Origin of the sequence: Streptomyces sp. NPDC053367, from assembly GCF_044545925.1 — a bacterium.
GTDB lineage: Bacteria > Actinomycetota > Actinomycetes > Streptomycetales > Streptomycetaceae > Streptomyces.
In genome coordinates this window covers 312,211-328,589 of record NZ_JBITYN010000004.1, presented here as the reverse complement: position 1 = coordinate 328,589, position 16,379 = coordinate 312,211, and the positions used below count along the sequence as shown (strand labels likewise).

14 protein-coding genes are annotated in these 16,379 nt (G+C 74.2%); 9 read left to right on the top strand and 5 right to left on the bottom strand.

The window, feature by feature from the left end; genetic code table 11:
• Position 1 precedes the first annotated feature (1 nt).
• Positions 2–547 carry a hypothetical protein gene (locus tag ACIGXJ_RS14240; RefSeq protein ID WP_399644387.1) on the bottom strand — a complete coding sequence of 182 codons (546 nt, stop codon included), beginning with the start codon at positions 545–547 and terminating at the stop codon, positions 2–4.
• A 115-nt stretch (positions 548–662) separates the two neighbouring features.
• On the bottom strand, positions 663–1,457 hold the full coding sequence (locus ACIGXJ_RS14235) for a glutamate racemase (RefSeq protein ID WP_399644386.1): 795 nt from the start codon (positions 1,455–1,457) through the stop codon (positions 663–665).
• Positions 1,458–1,496: 39 nt separating this feature from the next.
• Here ACIGXJ_RS14235 and ACIGXJ_RS14230 point away from each other — a divergent pair, with 39 nt between their 5' ends.
• Positions 1,497–2,690: a glycosyltransferase gene (locus ACIGXJ_RS14230; RefSeq protein WP_399644384.1), complete on the top strand. Its 1,194-nt coding sequence runs from the start codon at positions 1,497–1,499 to the stop codon at positions 2,688–2,690.
• Positions 2,691–2,700: 10 nt separating this feature from the next.
• Here the strand turns inward: ACIGXJ_RS14230 and ACIGXJ_RS14225 are convergent, their stop codons facing one another.
• Complete coding sequence (locus tag ACIGXJ_RS14225; RefSeq protein ID WP_399644382.1) at positions 2,701–4,068, bottom strand: TerD family protein; 1,368 nt, start codon at positions 4,066–4,068, stop codon at positions 2,701–2,703.
• A 322-nt stretch (positions 4,069–4,390) separates the two neighbouring features.
• On the opposite strand from ACIGXJ_RS14225, the gene ACIGXJ_RS14220 reads away from it, so the two are divergent.
• From ACIGXJ_RS14220 to ACIGXJ_RS14205, 4 genes are all read left to right on the top strand, one after another.
• Positions 4,391–4,828, top strand: a complete 438-nt coding sequence (locus ACIGXJ_RS14220) for a DUF6643 family protein (protein WP_399644380.1) — start codon at positions 4,391–4,393, stop codon at positions 4,826–4,828.
• 43 nt (positions 4,829–4,871) lie between these two features.
• Positions 4,872–5,693 (top strand): MOSC domain-containing protein, encoded by an 822-nt coding sequence (locus ACIGXJ_RS14215; RefSeq protein ID WP_399644378.1) that lies wholly within the window; start codon positions 4,872–4,874, stop codon positions 5,691–5,693.
• Positions 5,694–5,863: 170 nt separating this feature from the next.
• Positions 5,864–6,466 (top strand): hypothetical protein, encoded by a 603-nt coding sequence (locus tag ACIGXJ_RS14210; protein WP_399644376.1) that lies wholly within the window; start codon positions 5,864–5,866, stop codon positions 6,464–6,466.
• Between the two features lie 431 nt (positions 6,467–6,897).
• Positions 6,898–9,327 (top strand): right-handed parallel beta-helix repeat-containing protein, encoded by a 2,430-nt coding sequence (locus ACIGXJ_RS14205; RefSeq protein ID WP_399644374.1) that lies wholly within the window; start codon positions 6,898–6,900, stop codon positions 9,325–9,327.
• 27 nt (positions 9,328–9,354) lie between these two features.
• On the opposite strand, the gene ACIGXJ_RS14200 is transcribed toward ACIGXJ_RS14205, so the two are convergent.
• Positions 9,355–11,634 carry a hypothetical protein gene (locus tag ACIGXJ_RS14200; RefSeq protein ID WP_399644851.1) on the bottom strand — a complete coding sequence of 760 codons (2,280 nt, stop codon included), beginning with the start codon at positions 11,632–11,634 and terminating at the stop codon, positions 9,355–9,357.
• Positions 11,635–12,005: 371 nt separating this feature from the next.
• Here ACIGXJ_RS14200 and ACIGXJ_RS14195 point away from each other — a divergent pair, with 371 nt between their 5' ends.
• A complete protein-coding gene (locus ACIGXJ_RS14195) occupies positions 12,006–12,884 on the top strand; it encodes a DeoR/GlpR family DNA-binding transcription regulator (protein WP_399644372.1) in 879 nt (292 codons plus the stop codon).
• Between the two features lie 59 nt (positions 12,885–12,943).
• Complete coding sequence (locus ACIGXJ_RS14190; RefSeq protein WP_399644370.1) at positions 12,944–13,414, top strand: SRPBCC family protein; 471 nt, start codon at positions 12,944–12,946, stop codon at positions 13,412–13,414.
• 37 nt (positions 13,415–13,451) lie between these two features.
• On the opposite strand, the gene ACIGXJ_RS14185 is transcribed toward ACIGXJ_RS14190, so the two are convergent.
• A complete protein-coding gene (locus tag ACIGXJ_RS14185; protein WP_399644368.1) occupies positions 13,452–14,576 on the bottom strand; it encodes a PLP-dependent cysteine synthase family protein in 1,125 nt (374 codons plus the stop codon).
• 439 nt (positions 14,577–15,015) lie between these two features.
• Here ACIGXJ_RS14185 and ACIGXJ_RS14180 point away from each other — a divergent pair, with 439 nt between their 5' ends.
• Complete coding sequence (locus tag ACIGXJ_RS14180) at positions 15,016–15,339, top strand: hypothetical protein (RefSeq protein ID WP_399644366.1); 324 nt, start codon at positions 15,016–15,018, stop codon at positions 15,337–15,339.
• A gap of 364 nt (positions 15,340–15,703) precedes the next feature.
• Positions 15,704–16,249 (top strand): ATP-binding protein, encoded by a 546-nt coding sequence (locus ACIGXJ_RS14175; protein ID WP_399644363.1) that lies wholly within the window; start codon positions 15,704–15,706, stop codon positions 16,247–16,249.
• Positions 16,250–16,379 lie beyond the last annotated feature (130 nt).

Genomic DNA, 16,379 nt, shown 5'->3' with positions numbered 1-16,379 from the left:
GTCAGTGCGCGGCGCCCGGCCGCGCCGCGCCCAGGCGGTCCCGGATGACGCGGACGGCCGCCTCGGCGTCGTCCACGGTGACCGTGAAGGTGTGGCCGTCCCACAGCCGCAGCACCACGCCCTCACCACGGCGTACGACGACCGCGGTGCCCTTCTCCGGACGCCAGCGGTAGCCCCAGCCGCCCCAGTGCCGCGGCGTGACGTGCGGGGCGAAGTCCGCGCCCGCCACGTGTGACAGGGGGATACGGCGGCGCGGCACACCCATGTGGCCGCAGCGCACCTCCAGGGACTCCTTGTCGATCCGCAGGGCGACGTTCACGAAGGCCACGGTGCCGAAGAGGATCAGCAGGCCGGCCGCGATGCAGCCGACGACGGACATCACCAGTGGGCCGGTGTCGAAGGTCCGGGGGGAGTCCACGGCCAGCTTGACGCCGAGGGCCAGGCAGGCGGCGCCGAACAGGGCGAGCAGCCACTGGAAGTGGTTGGTCGCCCGGCAGGTCCAGACATCGGGATGCGGCGCGTCGTCGCCGTGCGGGTGCTCCCTCATGGTTCGAGGTTACTCAGGTTTCGCTCCGCCGGTACCGGGTCGCGGAGCGTGACTGGTCCGGATGGGCGTGCCGGGCAGGCCGGCCGGATGAGCCGCCGCCGTCCCTCCTGACCTGCTACCGCAGGTCCGCCGCCACGCTCGCCGCAGGCAGCGTCCTGCCCTCCTCGTACGCCAGCGCGGCGGGCGGCAGCGTGCCCTCCCGTCCGCTGAGGAGCACGGTCAGGGTCCCGGACGCGGCGGCGTCGGGGGCCGGGACCCCGCCGATGCGGCGCAGCGCCTGCGCGGCCACCGCGCCGGCCGAGCCGTGCAGGACGAGCGGCGGCAGGCCGGGGCGCTGCACGGCCGCGCGGATGCGGTCGGCGACGAGTTCGTAATGGGTGCAGCCCAGGACGACGGTCGTCACGTCGTCAGGGGTGAGGGCGGCGGCCGCGGCGACGGCGGTGTCGATCGCCGCCTCGTCTGCCTGCTCCACCGCCTCGGCCAGACCCCAGCAGGGCACCTCGGTGACCCGGACGCCGTCGGCGTGGTCCCGGATCAGTCCGCGCTGGTACGGGCTGCCGGTGGTGGCGGGGGTGGCCCAGATCGCCACCGGGCCGCCGCCGGCCGCGGCCGGCTTGATCGCCGGGACGGTGCCGACGACCGGCAGCGCGGGTTCCAGCCGGGCGCGCAGCGTCGGCAGGGCGTGCACGCTGGCGGTGTTGCAGCCGACGATCAGCGCCTCGGGCCCCCGCGCGGCGGCCGCCTCGGCGACGGCCAGGGCGCGCCGGGTGAGGTCCTCGGGGGTGCGCGGCCCCCAGGGCATCCCGTCGGGGTCGAGGGAGAGCACGAGATCGGCGTCGGGCCGCAGGCGCCGTACCGCGGCGGTGGCCGCCAGCAGGCCGATTCCGGAGTCCATGAGCGCGATCTTCACCCGGCCACGATAGACGATGTGCTCAGGCCGCCCCTTCGCGTGGGGCACACTGCGCGGGTGAGCGCCTTCGTCTGGATCTCCGCCGGATCACTCGCCGCCTGGGTCTGGCTGCTGCTCTGCCAGGGCTTCTTCTGGCGTACGGACGTACGGCTCCCGCACCGCCGCGACCCGGAGGACTGGCCGCCGGTCTGTGTCGTCGTACCCGCCCGGGACGAGGCGGCCGTGCTGCCCGCGAGCCTGCCCTCCCTGCTCGCGCAGGACTACCCGGGGCGCGCGGAGGTGTTCCTCGTCGACGACGGCAGCACGGACGGCACCGGCGAGCTGGCGCGCGAGCTCGCACGGCGGCACGGCGGGCTGCCCCTCACCGTCGGCTCACCGGGCGAGCCGCCCGCGGGCTGGACCGGCAAGCTGTGGGCGGTGCGGCACGGCATCGCGCTGGCACGCGCGCGTGAGCCGGAGTTCCTGCTGCTCACCGACGCCGACATCGCGCACGCCCCGGACAGCCTGCGCACGCTCGTGGCGGCCGCCCGCACCGGCGGGTTCGACGCCGTGTCGCTGATGGCGCGGCTGCGGGTGGCGAGCGGCTGGGAGCGGCTGGTCGTACCGGCGTTCGTCTACTTCTTCGCGCAGCTGTATCCCTTCCGCCGGATCGGCCGCCGGGGCTCGCGCACGGCGGCAGCGGCGGGCGGCTGCGTGCTGCTGCGGACCGAGACGGCCGAGCGGGCGCGGATCCCGGACGCGATCCGGCACGCGGTGATCGACGACGTGGCGCTCGCGAGGGCGGTGAAGAAGGGCGGCGGGCACATCTGGCTGGGGCTCGCGGACCGGGTGGACAGCGTACGGCCGTATCCCCGCCTGGCCGACCTGTGGCGGATGGTCTCGCGCAGCGCCTACGCGCAGCTGCGGCACAGCCCGCTGCTGCTGGCGGGCACCGTGGCGGGGCTGGCGCTGGTGTACCTGGTGCCGCCCGCGGCCCTGCTGGGGGGCCTGGCCGCGGGGAGCACGGCGACGGCGGTGTGCGGCGGGTCGGCGTGGCTGGTGATGGCGGCGACGTACACGCCGATGCTGCGCCACTACGGCCAGCCGCTGTGGCTCGCCCCGCTGCTGCCGTTCACGGCGCTGCTGTACCTGCTGATGACGGTCGACTCGGCGGTGCAGCACCACCGGGGGCGTGGCGCGGCCTGGAAGGGCCGCACCTACGCGCGTCCGGACACGGTCGCCGACGAGGCTTGAGGGCCCCTCGCTACTTGCGGCCGGGCGTCCAGTTCATGCCCCAGCCGTAGGCGTAGTCGACGGTGCGCTGCGGGCTCACCCCGCGTTCGGGCACCAGATAGCGGGCCTCGCGCTGGACGATCAGGTCGTCGCCCTGGGCGGTGATCAGGGCGAGCGCGCAGACGGTCGACGGGACCGTGCACTCGTCGAGGGAGAAGTCGATGGGGGCGCCGAACTGCGGCTGGAGGGTGACCGTGGCGTGCAGGTCGGCGAAGGAGCGGGCGCCCTCGTAGATGGTGACGAAGACGAGGATGCGCCGGAAGAACCGCTTGTGGTCGAGGTTGACGGTGAGGTTCTCGCCGGTCGAGACCGCGCCGGTGCGGTCGTCGCCGTCGAGGTGGATGAACGGCGGCTGGTGCAGCGCGCCGAAGGCGTTGCCGAGCGCCTGCACGACGCCCTTGCTGCCGTCGGAGAGCTCGTAGAGGGCGCACAGGTCGAGGTCGAGGTCGGAGTGCATGGCGACGGGGCGGCCGAACTTGCCGGCCCAGCCGGAGAACTGCTTGCGCACCTCCCAGTTGAGGTTCACCCGCATCGCACCCGAGGTGCCGCCCTGCTTGGTCAGCGACACGGACGGGGCCGCCTTGGTGAGCGTGACCTTGGACAGGCTCACCGGCGCGGTCGGCGGCGGGGGCGGCACGGGTGCGGTGAGGCCCGCGGGCGGGGGCACGGTGACGGGCGGGGCGGGCGGCGGCGGAGGCGTGTGCGTGTACGCGGGCGTCACCGGCGGCACCGCGAGCGTGGGGGGCGTCGGCGGGGCGGGGGGCGGCGTGGCGACGGTGGGCGCCGGCGGTGTCACCGGCGGGGCCGTGTGCTGCGGCTCGTCGACGGTGATGCCGAAGTCCGTGGCGAGTCCCTCCAGGCCGCTGTCGTAGCCCTGGCCCACCGCGCGGAACTTCCAGGCGCCCTGACGGCGGTAGAACTCGCCCAGCACGAAGGCCGTTTCGACGCTCGCGTCCGTGCTGTCGAACCGTGCGGCCACCGTGCCGCTGCCCGCGTCGCGCACCTCGATGTAGAGGCCGGGCACCCGGCCGAACGTTCCGCCGTCGGCGGACGCGGCGAGCACCACGGTGTCAACGGAGGGCTCCACGCGCGCGAGGTCGACGAGGAGGGTGTCGGTCACCTGCCCGCCGGAGGTGCGCTTGCCCTCGTGACGGACGGCTCCCGAGGAGTGCGCGGGCTGGTTGTAGAAGACGAAGTCCGCGTCGGACCGCACCCTCCGGCCGGCCAGCAGCAGGGCCGAGGCGTCGGCGTCGGGCACGCCCGGTCCGGCGCGCCAGCCCAGCTCGACCCGCAGGGCCGTCGTCGGCACCGGAACGTTCGATCCCTTCGGCATTGACATGTCCGCCCCCATCACGGGTCACCGTGCCGGTCGCGCCCGGCAGTTCCATCGGCCCATCGGCCTGTGTCCGCCCAACCTATGCGGAGCGCGGCGGACAACCTATGCGGACGGCTCCACGAGCCCTCCCGGGGGGCTCGGAGGACGGGGGCCGCAACCGTCGGTAACCCCTCGGGAGCTGAGGCTTTACACGATGCAGGCCAGGTTTGGCGACCCGTTTTCTCCGAATTCGCTCGCATTGGGGAACACGGGCCTCCGCGAGCACGGAAAACAACCCTCTTATCGGTCTCCCCAACCAGCACATCGTGGGCTTAACTTATGTGCCATGACCTCCCCCCGCTCCACCTATGGCGGCGGCTACTACTCCGCCTCCTTCCCGGACACCCCGATCTACGACTCGCTCGTGGCCGAGCGGGGCACCCCGCAGATCGCCCCGATCCGGGTCCCCGCCGCCTACGACACGCCGGGCGGCAGCCTGCCCGCGCTGCCGTCGGCGCTGCCCGCCCTCCCGGCGGCCCCCGCCCAGCCCGCCTACGGCTACCCGCAGCAGATGCAGCAGCCCGCACCGCTGTATCAGGCGGCGCCCACGGCCTACATCCCGCAGCAGGCCGCCGCGCCGCGCGGGTACCCCGGCCCGCAGCAGCCGCAGCGTCCCCCGATGTCGGGTGCCGCCGGCTACGAGTCGATGCGTCCCGCGGCTCCCCGTCCGGCGCCCGCGCCGTACCAGGATCCGTACGACAACCAGCAGTACCGCGGCTACTGACGCGATCTCCCGGGCCGTCGGCGTCTGATGGCACGATGGCCCCATGGGGAACGCGAAGCTGCAGTCGATACACGTCTATCCGGTCAAGGCGTTCCGGGGTCTGGCACCCCGGGAGGCCGTCGTGGAGCCCTGGGGGCTGACCGGAGACCGACGCTGGGTGCTGATCGACGACGGGGGAAAGGTCGTCACGCAACGCCAGCAGCCGCATCTCGCACAGGCCGCCGCCGGACTCGTGTCCGGCGGCGTCGTGCTGTCCGCGCCCGGGCTCGAGCCGCTGACCGTCGCCGTCCCGGAGCCGGGGGACACGGTCACGCTCGACCTCTTCGGCGAGAAGCTCGAGGGGGTCCTCGCCGCCCCGGCCGCGCACGAGTGGGCCAGCACCTGTCTCGGCGTCCCGGTGCGGCTGGTGCACATGGACGAGCCGGCCACACGCCGGCCCGTCGACCCCGACTACGCGCTGCCCGGTGAGACCGTCTCCTTCGCCGACGGCTTCCCGCTGCTGGTCACCTCCGCGTCCTCGCTCGACTCCCTCAACTCCCTGATCGCACAGGGTCCTCACGCCGCCGAGGGCCCCCTGCCGATGAACCGCTTCCGGCCGAACGTGGTCGTGTCGGGCACCGAGCCGTGGGCCGAGGACGACTGGTCGCGCCTCGCCATCGGGGAGGTCACGTTCCGTGTCGCCAAGATCTGCGGGCGCTGCGTGGTGACCACCACCGACCAGGACACCGGCGTACGGGGCAAGGAGCCTCTGCACACTCTGGGCCGGCACCGGCGCTTCGCCGGCTCCCTGGTGTTCGGCCAGAACCTGGTCCCGCAGTCCGGCGGCACGATCCGCGTCGGCGACGAGGTGCGGATCCTGGAGTAGCCGGGAACCCCGGCCGGGGGCTTGCGCGTTGGGCTTTCGTGAGCGGTTCGTGAGAGGTCCCGGCCGACGCGGTGTCGCCCTTCCCTGATGGTGATGCCGCTCCCTCTTCGGCCGGGTCCGCGGTGGACGCCTCCGCCAGGAGGTATCACGGAGCGGGGAGGGGGCGGAGAGTGCGGGCGATCTGCGGTCTCTGGCGTTGGCGGCACAACCCGCTGCGCCGCGGGACGGACCTGGCCGAGGCGTGGCTGTGCCTGGCCGCGCTGCTGCTGATACTCGTCGCCGCGCCCGTGATCGGAACCCTCGTGGGCTCCGCCGCCGACGACTCCTTGCAGCGTTCCGTGCGCGAGCAGCAGCGCCGACGCCACCAGGTGACGGCCCGGGTGATCGAGGAGCTCGAGCACACCGCGCCCGCCGCCGACCCCGAAACAGCCGCGCGTGACACCCGCAGCCGCGTCCTCGCCTCCTGGACCGCCCCCGACGGCACCGACCGGCGCGGGCCCTTGACCGCCCCGCTCCGCGACCCGGAGCCCGGCGACCGCTTCGCGATATGGACCGACCGCCACGGCCGCCCCGCCGTGAGACCCCTCGACCCGGCCACGGCCACGACCCACGCCGTCCTCGCCGGCACCGGCGCGGCGATCCTGGCAGCCCTCCTCGTCGAACTGGCCCGCCGACTGACCCTGTGGCGCATGCTCCGCCGCAGATACGCCCGTTGGGACCAGGCCTGGGACCGAGCGGGCCCGGACTGGGGACGCACGGGCACGGGCAGCTGACGCCACCGGCGGAGAGGGGCGGACTACAGCCGGGTGCCTCCGGCGGGGCGGGGCGGGCGACGGCCGGACGGCTCCGGCGGGGCGGGGCGGGCGACAGCCGGACGGCTCCGGCCGGGCGGGCGGGCGGACTCGCGGCCGGCCGGGCGGGCGGCCCGGCGCAGCAGGCGCGGGCGGGCGAAGGGGAGGGGCGCACGACGGTCTGGCGCAGACGGTCAGGGGCAGGGTCAGGGGCAGGGGCAGGGGCAGGGGCAGCCTGACGCGACCGACCCCCTCCTTCCAGCGCCTCGCGCAGAGTTGACCGCCTTCGGTCGCCTTCCCGCTCCGGTCAACCCCCCGCCCTCCCGCACGCTACGGTGGACCGGCCGAACCCCTTCGGCAGCAACCCGCGTGAGCGAGCCATCAGTACGACGAGGTGGGGGCACAGCAACGCCATGGCACAGGGCACGGTCCAGGTGACGCACACCGGCACTTCGCGGTGGCGGCGCCGCACAGGTGAGTACGCATCGCTCGCCGCCGCCCTGGAGGCCGCGGCCGACGGTGATGTGCTCACCGTCGCCCCCGGCACCTACCGGGAGAACCTCGTCGTCCAGCGGGCGGTGACCCTGCGAGGCCCGGAGGGATCGCCCGGCTCGGTGCGGATCGCGCCGACGGAGGGGGTGCCGCTGACCGTGCGGGCCTCGGCCGTCGTGCAGGACCTGCACGTGGAGGGACAGGACGCGGCCGCGCCCGCGCTGCTGGTCGAGGACGGCACCCCGGAGATCTCGGACGTACGGATCGTGACGCGGTCGGCGGCCGGGATCGAGGTGCGCGGCGCGGCGCGGCCCACCGTGCGGCGCTGCACCGTCGACAACCCGGCCGGTATCGGCATCGCGGTGGTCGACGGCGGCGGTGGCGTGTTCGAGGAGTGCGAGGTGCTGGCGGCGGGGCAGGCGGGCGTCGCCGTGCGCGGGGGCGGCCATCCGCGGCTGGAACGCTGCCGGGTGCACCACGCGGCGGGCACCGGCCTCGCGGTGACCGGCGAGAACTCCTCGCTGGAGGCGGTGGGCTGCGAGGTCTACGAGGTGCGCGGCAGCGGCGTGCAGGTCACCGCGCACGCGACCGGACACCTCGTCGACTGCGATGTGCACCGCACCACCGCCGACGGCGTCACCCTGGACACGGACGCCGTGCTGACCCTCGCCGACTGCCGGATCCACGACATCCCCGAGAACGCGGTCGACCTGCGCTCCCGCTCGGTCCTCACGCTGACCCGCACCAGCGTGCGGCAGTTCGGGCGCAACGGGCTGTCGGTGTGGGACCCGGGCACCCGGGTGGACGCCCACCAGTGCGAGATCTTCGACAGCACCGGTGACTACCCGGCGGTGTGGGTGAGCGACGGCGCGACCGCGGTGCTGGACTCCTGCCGGGTGCACGACGTGCCGGACGCGCTGTTCGTGCTCGACCGGGGCTCGCGCGCCGACGTCGTGGACACCGACCTGTCGCAGGTGCGCAACACGGCCGTGTCGGTGAGCGACGGGGCGACTGCGCAGCTCGACGACTGCCGGATCAGGGACGCGGCGACGGGCGCGTGGTTCCGTGACCACGGCAGCGGCGGCACGCTCAGCAACTGCACCCTGGACGGCACCCAGACCGGTGTGATCGTCACCAAGGGCGCCGACCCGACCGTGGAGCGCTGCACGGTCGACTCCCCCGCCGAGGCCGGGTTCTATGTGTCGGCCGGTGGCCGCGGCAGCTTCCTGGGCTGCCGGGTGACCGGCAGTGCCGGCTACGGCTTCCATGTGATCGACGGCTGCCGTACGACGCTGAAGAAGTGCCGCACCGAGCGGTGTGCGCGCGGCGGTTACGAGTTCGCGGACGGCGGCCCGGACACCGGGTCGGGCTCCGGGCCGATCGTCGAGGACTGCACCAGTGACGAGAGCGCGGGCGTGCGCAGGCAGCCCGCCGCGCCCGACCCGGCCGTCGTGACGGTCGCCCAGACCGCCGGGCTGCTCGGCGCGGTCCCGGAGCAGCGCCCCGTGACCGCCGAACCCTCCCCGGCACCGGAACCGGCCCGCACCTCGCAGGCGGTGCTCGGTGAACTGGACGCGCTGGTGGGCCTGGAGAGCGTCAAGCGCGAGGTGCGGGCGCTCACCGACATGATCGAGGTGGGCCGGCGCCGGCAGCGGGCGGGCCTGAAGGCGGCCTCGGTCAAGCGGCATCTGGTCTTCACCGGCTCCCCCGGCACCGGCAAGACGACCGTCGCCCGGCTCTACGGCGAGATCCTGGCGTCGCTCGGCGTGCTGGAGAAGGGCCATCTGGTGGAGGTGTCCCGGGTCGATCTGGTCGGCGAGCACATCGGCTCGACGGCGATCCGCACCCAGGAGGCGTTCGAACGGGCGCGCGGTGGTGTGCTGTTCATCGACGAGGCGTACGCGCTGTCGCCCGAGGACGCGGGCCGTGACTTCGGCAAGGAGGCCATCGACACGCTGGTGAAGCTGATGGAGGACCACCGGGACGCGGTCGTGGTGATCGTCGCCGGCTACACCGCCGAGATGGAGCGCTTCCTGTCCGTCAACCCCGGTGTGGCGTCCCGGTTCTCACGGACCATCACCTTCGGTGACTACGGTCCCGAGGAGCTGCTGCGGATCGTGGAGCAGCAGGCCGAGGAGCACGAGTACCGGCTGGCGCCGGGTACCGGGGAGGCACTGCTGAAGTACTTCACCGACCTGCCGAAGGGGCCCGCGTTCGGCAACGGCCGTACCGCGCGGCAGACGTTCGAGGCGATGGTGGAGCGCCACGCGGGCCGGGTGGCGCAGGTGGCGGAGCCGAGCACGGACGATCTGACGCTGCTGTTCCCGGAGGACCTGCCCGAGATCCCCTGACGCCCAGGCGAAGCGGCCTCGTACACCTCATCCTCCGGGGGTCTCCTCCCGGACGGGCGTGTGACGCGGGGCCGGTACGCCGCCCGGCCGCAGGTCGGCCAGCAGCCGCTCGCGTTCCTCGGCGAAGGCCGGGTCGGCCTGGTAGTCGGAGTGGCCGAGGACCGGCGCGGGCAGCGGGTGCCGGTCGGTGCGGCCGTGTGCGAGGGGGTCCTTCAGCGCAGGTCTGTCCACCTCGGGGCCGCAGTCGCCGGGCAGGCGGATCGGCCCGCCGATCGGGTCGGTGGGCCGGTGCAGGTTGCGCCAGCAGTCCAGCTCCCGGTGCAGCGCGCCGAGCGCGTCGGGCCCGAAGTGGGCCGGGAACCAGCGGCCGTAGAGGCGCTCCAGCGGGGAGCCGTAGGTCAGCAGCGCGACCCGGCCGCGGTCGGCCGGGCTCAGCTGCCAGACGGCGGCGGCCGCGAGGACGCTGCCCTGGGAGTGCCCGGAGATGACGAGGCGCCCGCCGGTGGCCCGGGTCCAGCTCGTCATGCGCCAGGTCAGGTCGGGCACCGCGCGCTCGGCGTAGCAGGGCGGGGCGAAGGGGTGGGCGGCGCGCGGCCAGAAGGTGCCGACGTCCCAGAGGATGCCGATGGTGCGGCGGGCGGAGGGGTCCTTGTAGGCGCGGCGGCCCCAGGTGACGAAGAGGATGAAGCCGAGGCCGATCAGCCAGGAGCCCAGCGCCTGCGCGGTGTCGGCGGCGCCCTGGACGAAGGGGTGGGCGTGCTCGGCGGCCCGGCCGGGCGTGCGGTCGCTGAGCAGGGCGCCGGCGAGGGCCCCGGCGCCGAGCAGCAGCGTGGTGACGGCGGTGACGGCCACGACGAGCGGCGCGCTGTCGGTGAGCGTCGCGAGGGCGCGGACCCGGGCGATACGGCGGGTGCGCGCGGGCTCCCGGGTCTCGTCGGGGTAGTCGCGCTCGACCGCCTCGCGCTCGGCGCGGGCCAGCCGCAGGGTGCGCCGGGCGAGCAGCGCGCAGACGGCGAGGAGCACCACCAGATGCGGCGGGATGACGGAGGCCTGCCAGGTCAGCAGCACCGGCGGCCCCGGGATGGAGGCGCCGGTGCCGTCCAGCCAGTCCGCCACGCGCTGCGAGACCCCGCCGGCCATGACCCCGCCGAGCGCGCAGGCCAGCAGGGCGACGGCGGGCCCGCCGAGGCCGCGCAGCGCGACGCGCGGGTCGGGCAGGGCCCGGTGCAGCACATGCGCGACGACCGCCAGGGCGATCACCAGCAGGCCCTGCGCCAGGGCGATCCCGCCGAAGGCCGTGTCGCCGGGCAGCCGGCCCGCCGAGCGCCAGCCGGGCCGCTCCCAGCCGGCGTACAGCAGGGCGAGCACGAGGGCGGCGAGGGCGCCGAGCGGCAGCAGCCGGACCAGGAGGGTGTCGATCTCGCGGTCCGGGCGCCGCTCGCTGCGGCCCCGCCGGCACACCACCCACACCACGGCGAGCGCCCCGCCGAGCAGGGCCGCGCCCAACAGCCGGCCCAGCAGGTCGAGGGCGGCCGGGCCGCCGGGCTCGCGGTCGTGTCCGAAGGCCGCCGCGGTGAGGACGGCGGCGACCGTCAGCAGCCCCGCCGCGGTGTGCGCGGCACGCAGCCGGGCCACCAGGCGGCGGCCGTACCAGAAGCCGGGCCTGCCGAGCGCCGTGCCGCCGCTGTCCTCGCCGGGCCGGTCCTCGAAGGGCAGCGGCCGCTGGGACTCGTACGCGTTCCAGGTGCGGTGGGACAGGTACCAGAGCAGGCCGGTCAGGGCCGCGGGCAGCAGGGCGGCGAGTGCGAGCCTGCGGCCGGGGCGGCTCCACCAGCCGCCGTCGGAGCCGGCCGGCGACAGGAAGCCCAGCCAGGTGTGCCGCTCGGCGCACGCGGGTGTGCCCGCGCACTGCCAGGCCGCCAGGTCCAGCGCCACCTCGCAGGCGCCGGCCACGAGCAGCACGGTCAGGGTGAGCGCGGCGAGCCGCACCAGGAGTCCGTACAGGCGCAGGGTGCGGACCCGGCCGCGGGCGTCCGGCCGCATCCAGTGCGCCAGGTTGACCACCATGAACGGCAGTAACAGCAGCCACAGGGCGCGGGTACCGTCGCCGGAGGTGAGGTTGCACCAGACGTACGCCTCGGGGACCGGCCCCCGGCCCGCGGAGCCGCCGGCGGGTCCGGTGCCGGCGGCGGGTCCGGTGCCGGCGGCGGGTCCGGTGCCGGCGGCGGGTTCGACGTCGGTGGCGCGGCGGAAGACGGCCGCGGTGTCGTCCCCGGTGATCCGGACGGTGCGCGGGTCGTCGAGCATCCTCTGGGGTGTCGTGCCGCCCACGCCGTGGACCAGGAGCTCCAGCGCGTCGGCCGGGTCCTTCGGGAGGGTCTCTTCCTGGGTGCGTTCCACTGTGCCACTTCCCCCGTGACGCTGCGTCGGCGAGTGTGTGCACCCATCAGGATCTCGACCGGGCGTCCCGCGTACACCCCTTGTCACCGAATCTCCCTCGATCCGTACGGCGAACGGGGGACGTCCGTGGCGTGCACGCGGCGGGACGGCCGGTGGCGCGGCCGGTCCGGGGTCGTGCGAGGATGGGACGCCCGCGCGCGCGGAGACGGGGGAACGCCCTAGTCGGAGGCGGTGCGAGGGCGGGTCGGACGGCAGTGGACGAAAGGACCGGAGCGTACGTGAGCGAGAATCAGAACCTCCTCGCGGAGCAGCGGCGCGCCCTGATCCTTGACGAGGTCCGGCGCCGCGGCGGGGTCCGGGTCAACGAGCTGACCCGCAAGCTCGGCGTGTCGGACATGACCGTACGCCGGGATCTGGACGCGCTGGCGCGCCAGGGCGTGCTGGAGAAGGTGCACGGCGGCGCGGTCCCGGTCGTGGAGGCCAGCACCCACGAGCCCGGTTTCGAGGCCAAGTCCGGTCTGGAGCCGACGGCCAAGGAGGACATCGCGCGGGCCGCCGCTCGGCTGGTCCCGCCGGGCAGTGCGATCGCGCTGTCGGGCGGTACGACGACGTACGCGCTGGCGCAGCAGCTGGTGGACGTGCCCGATCTGACCGTCGTCACCAACTCGGTGCGGGTGGCTGACGTCTTCCACGCGGCGCAGCGGTCGACGGGTCCGCGGCAGGGCGCGGCGACGGTCGTGCTGACCGGCGGGGTGCGCACGCCGTCGGACTCGCTGGTGGGCCCGGTGGCGGATCAGGCCATTTCCACGCTCCATTTCGACCTGCTGTTCCTCGGTGTGCACGGGATATCGGCCGAGGCCGGTCTGTCGACGCCGAATCTCGCCGAGGCGGAGACCAACCGGCGGCTCGTGCAGGCGGCGCGCCGGGTGGTCGTGGTCGCCGACCACACCAAGTGGGGCACGGTGGGCCTGAGTTCGTTCGCCACGCTCGACCAGGTCGACACGCTGGTGACCGACGCGGGGCTTCCGGCCGAGGCGCGTGCGCAGGTGTCGGAGCATCTGCGGCGCCTGGTGGTGGCGGGCGAGAACGGGGACGGGGACACGGACCCGGCGGACCTGGGCGGGGACGAGAACGAGCCGGACGGTGCAGACGCCTGACGCATGGTCAGGTAGGGTGGGCGGCCGTCCTGCCGTCGTGCACCGCCCTGGGGGTTCGTATGGCTCGCCGTCTGCGTCCGGTCGAGGCCGGCTTCGTGCGGGACGCGCCCGTACGCCATGTCTTCGCCCGCAACGTCTCCGCCGCGCCCGAGCGGGTCTACCGCGCGCTCGCCGAGGATGTGCCCGGCTGGAGCGAGTGGTTCGGCGCGGTGACGCTCGCCCGGCCCCTGCGGGAGGGCGCCGGGCGGGAGATCCGGCTGCGGGGCGGTATGCGCTTCGAGGAGACGGTCCTCGTCGCGAAGGAGCCCGAGCTGTACGTCTACCGCGTGGACGTCGCCGGCGCGCCGGGCGCGCACGCCCTGGTCGAGGAGTGGCGGCTGGCGCCCGTCGTCACGGGCACACGCGTGTGCTGGACCTTCGCCGCCGACGGCACGCCCCCCTTCCGGCTCGCGCTGCGGCTGGCCCGCCCGGGCCTCGACCGTGCCTTCCGGGACGCGGTGACGGCACTGGACCGGCGACTGACGCGCTGAGCGGCCCCCCGGTCGGTCACTTCGCCCCTTCCGTGGGTCAGTCCGGCCAGACGCCCGTGTCGAGCAGGGTGTCGATGGCGGTGGCGTAGGGGGCGATGTCCAGGCCCTGTTCGGCGAGCCAGGCGTCGGAGTAGTACTTGTCGAGGTAGCGGTCGCCCGGGTCGCACAGCAGCGTGACGACACTGCCCGTACGCCCCGCCGCGACCATCTCGGCGACGATCTTCAGCGCGCTCCACAGACCGGTGCCGGTCGAGCCGCCCGCCTTGCGTCCGATGGCCCGCTCCAGCGCGCGGACGGCGGCGACGCTCGCCGCGTCGGGGACCTTCATCATGCGGTCGATCGCGCCGGGCACGAAGCTCGGTTCCATGCGCGGCCGGCCGATGCCCTCGATGCGCGAGCCGCAGTCGCAGGTGACGTCCGTATCGCCGGCGGTCCAGCCCTCGAAGAAGCAGGAGTTCTCGGGGTCGGCGACACAGATACGGGTGTCGTGCTGCATGTAGTGGACGTAGCGGGCGATGGTCGCGGAGGTGCCGCCGGTGCCGGCCGTGGCGACGATCCAGGCGGGCTCGGGGAACCGTTCCAGCTCCAGCTGGCGGAAGATGGACTCGGCGATGTTGTTGTTGCCTCGCCAGTCCGTGGCCCGTTCGGCGTAGGTGAACTGGTCCATGTAGTGGCCGCCGGTCTCCGCCGCGAGGCGGGCGGAGGCCTCGTACATGGTGCGCGGGTCGTCCACGAAGTGGCACCGTCCGCCGTGGAACTCGATCAGGCGGATCTTCTCGGCGCTGGTCGTGCGCGGCATGACGGCGATGAACGGCACGCCGATCAGCTTCGCGAAATACGCCTCGGAGACGGCCGTCGAGCCGCTGGACGCCTCGATGACGGGACGGTCCGGGCGGATCCAGCCGTTGCACAGGCCGTACAGGAACAGCGAGCGGGCGAGCCGGTGCTTGAGGCTGCCGGTGGGATGGGTGGACTCGTCCTTGAGGTAGAGGTCGATGCCCCACCTGTCCGGCAGCGGGAAGCGCAGCAGGTGCGTGTCGGCCGAGCGGTTGGAGTCGGCCTGGACCTTGCGGACGGCTTCTTTCAGCCAGTCGCGGTAGCGCGCGTCGGTGCGGTCGACATCGAGGGTCGCGCCGGTCGGGATCTGCTGGACGGTGCTCACGGCGTCGCTCCTCACGCTGCGCGGCACCCGCGGTCCGCACGTGCCGTCCCTCCGATCATAGGCACCTCTCGGCACGCTTCCCACCTGCATAAACGCATCTTTGAGCCGCCCAAAGACCCCCTGGGGCACGGGTGTACGAAGCCCTCTGCGCGGCCGCCGAGGGGGCCCCGGCGCGCGCCCTCGCGGCACCCACCCGCGAGCCCCCGGAGTGCCGGCCCCGGCCGGCGCCCGAGAGGGGCGCATTCGGCCGAGTGCTTTCACGCCCGGCGTGAGCCCCATACGCGCACTGGTGCGGGGCGCCGGGTGGAGGCAGACTGCACGCGCGGGGTAGCCGAAGGGGTGTCCCGTCGGTGTCGACAGGGGATCACGGCACGCGCGGCCGGCGGCCCGTTCGGGCGTACGGCCGCATACGGCACATGCGACAAGGGGGCAGGACGCCATGGCGGAGCCGGAGTTCACGGCCACGGGCGTGCGGATCGGGAAGGGTCTCCGTTCGCTCACCCGGGCCGGACAGGTCCGGATCAGCGACGGCAGACTGGAGTTGCTCACCAGTTACGGCAGCGAGATCGACAGCGCCCCGCTGAAGGCGGTGCGGGCGTCGAAGCCGTGGTTCGGGTCCGAGGACCGGGCCGTCGCCGACCTCGGCGGCAAGCGGTACACGCTGACGCTGGGCGACCACGACCCGGCCCCCGGCGAGCCCGGGCCACCCGCGGCGAGCCGCTTCGTGGAGGCCGTGCGCCGGGCCTCGGGGCGCAACCGCTGAGGTCTGCGGCAGAGCAGGGCCGCCGTACTCGCCGGCAGAGCCCGTGGCGTACGACCCTCGCCGGCAGAGCCCGTGGCGTACGACCCTCGCCGGCAGAGCCCGTGGCGTACGACCCTCGCCGGCAGAGCCCGTGGCGTACGACCCGCGAGCCTCCGGCCGGCTGCGCCGCGTCACCGTTGCGGCACGGCGAGTTGCGGCTCTCCACACCTTGCGTCACTCTGGTCTCACGTCACTCTGGGTTTACCGGCGACAACGCTGCGAACCAGCCCGCCGGGCACGACAGCAGGCGGTCGTCTCGACTCGGTACTCCTGCTGGATCCGTACTCCGTGTTCTTCCGGACCTCAACGTCGGGGAGTCGCAGCCGTGATCAGTCACCCAAGCAGACATTGCACGGTGGAGCTCCAAGCTCTGCCGTCGCGGATCGGCCAGGTCCGCAGAATCCTTTCTGCACAGTTGCGTTACTGGCATCTGGATCCCTTGATAGACCGGGCGACACTCGGTGTGACCGAGCTGTTGTCGAACGTCCACCGGCATGCCCGGCCCGACAAGACGTGCACCGTGCGGATCGAGCTGCTGCTCGACCGGCTGACGGTCTCGGTGCGCGACCACGACCCCCGCCTCCCCGTCGTGGAGGACGCCGATCCGCTCGCGACCTGCGGGCGCGGGCTGGCGATGGTGGCCGCCGTCAGCGAGAGCTGGGGAGCGCGGCCGGACGGTGAGGACGGCAAGGTGGTGTGGTTCAGCCTGCCGACCGCTGCCGCGGGGATGAACGGCGCGGCTGCGCTGCCGCGGAAGCCCGTGCCCGGGTTCGCCGAGGTGGAGCCGGTCGTCGTCGCTGCCGACGCGCTCGAGGCGGCCGACGCGCCGCTGGTCGAACACGCTCCCGCCCGGTCGGCCGTTGTCGGCTGACCGGGCGGTGAGGGACGCTTCGCCGGAGGGGGCCGGTACTCCGTGGGGCAGACCGTATCTTCGGGTGCCGGTTCGTCGTGGCTTGTCGCGCGGTCCCCCGCGCCCCTCAGGGCACTGCCGCCGCGCTTCG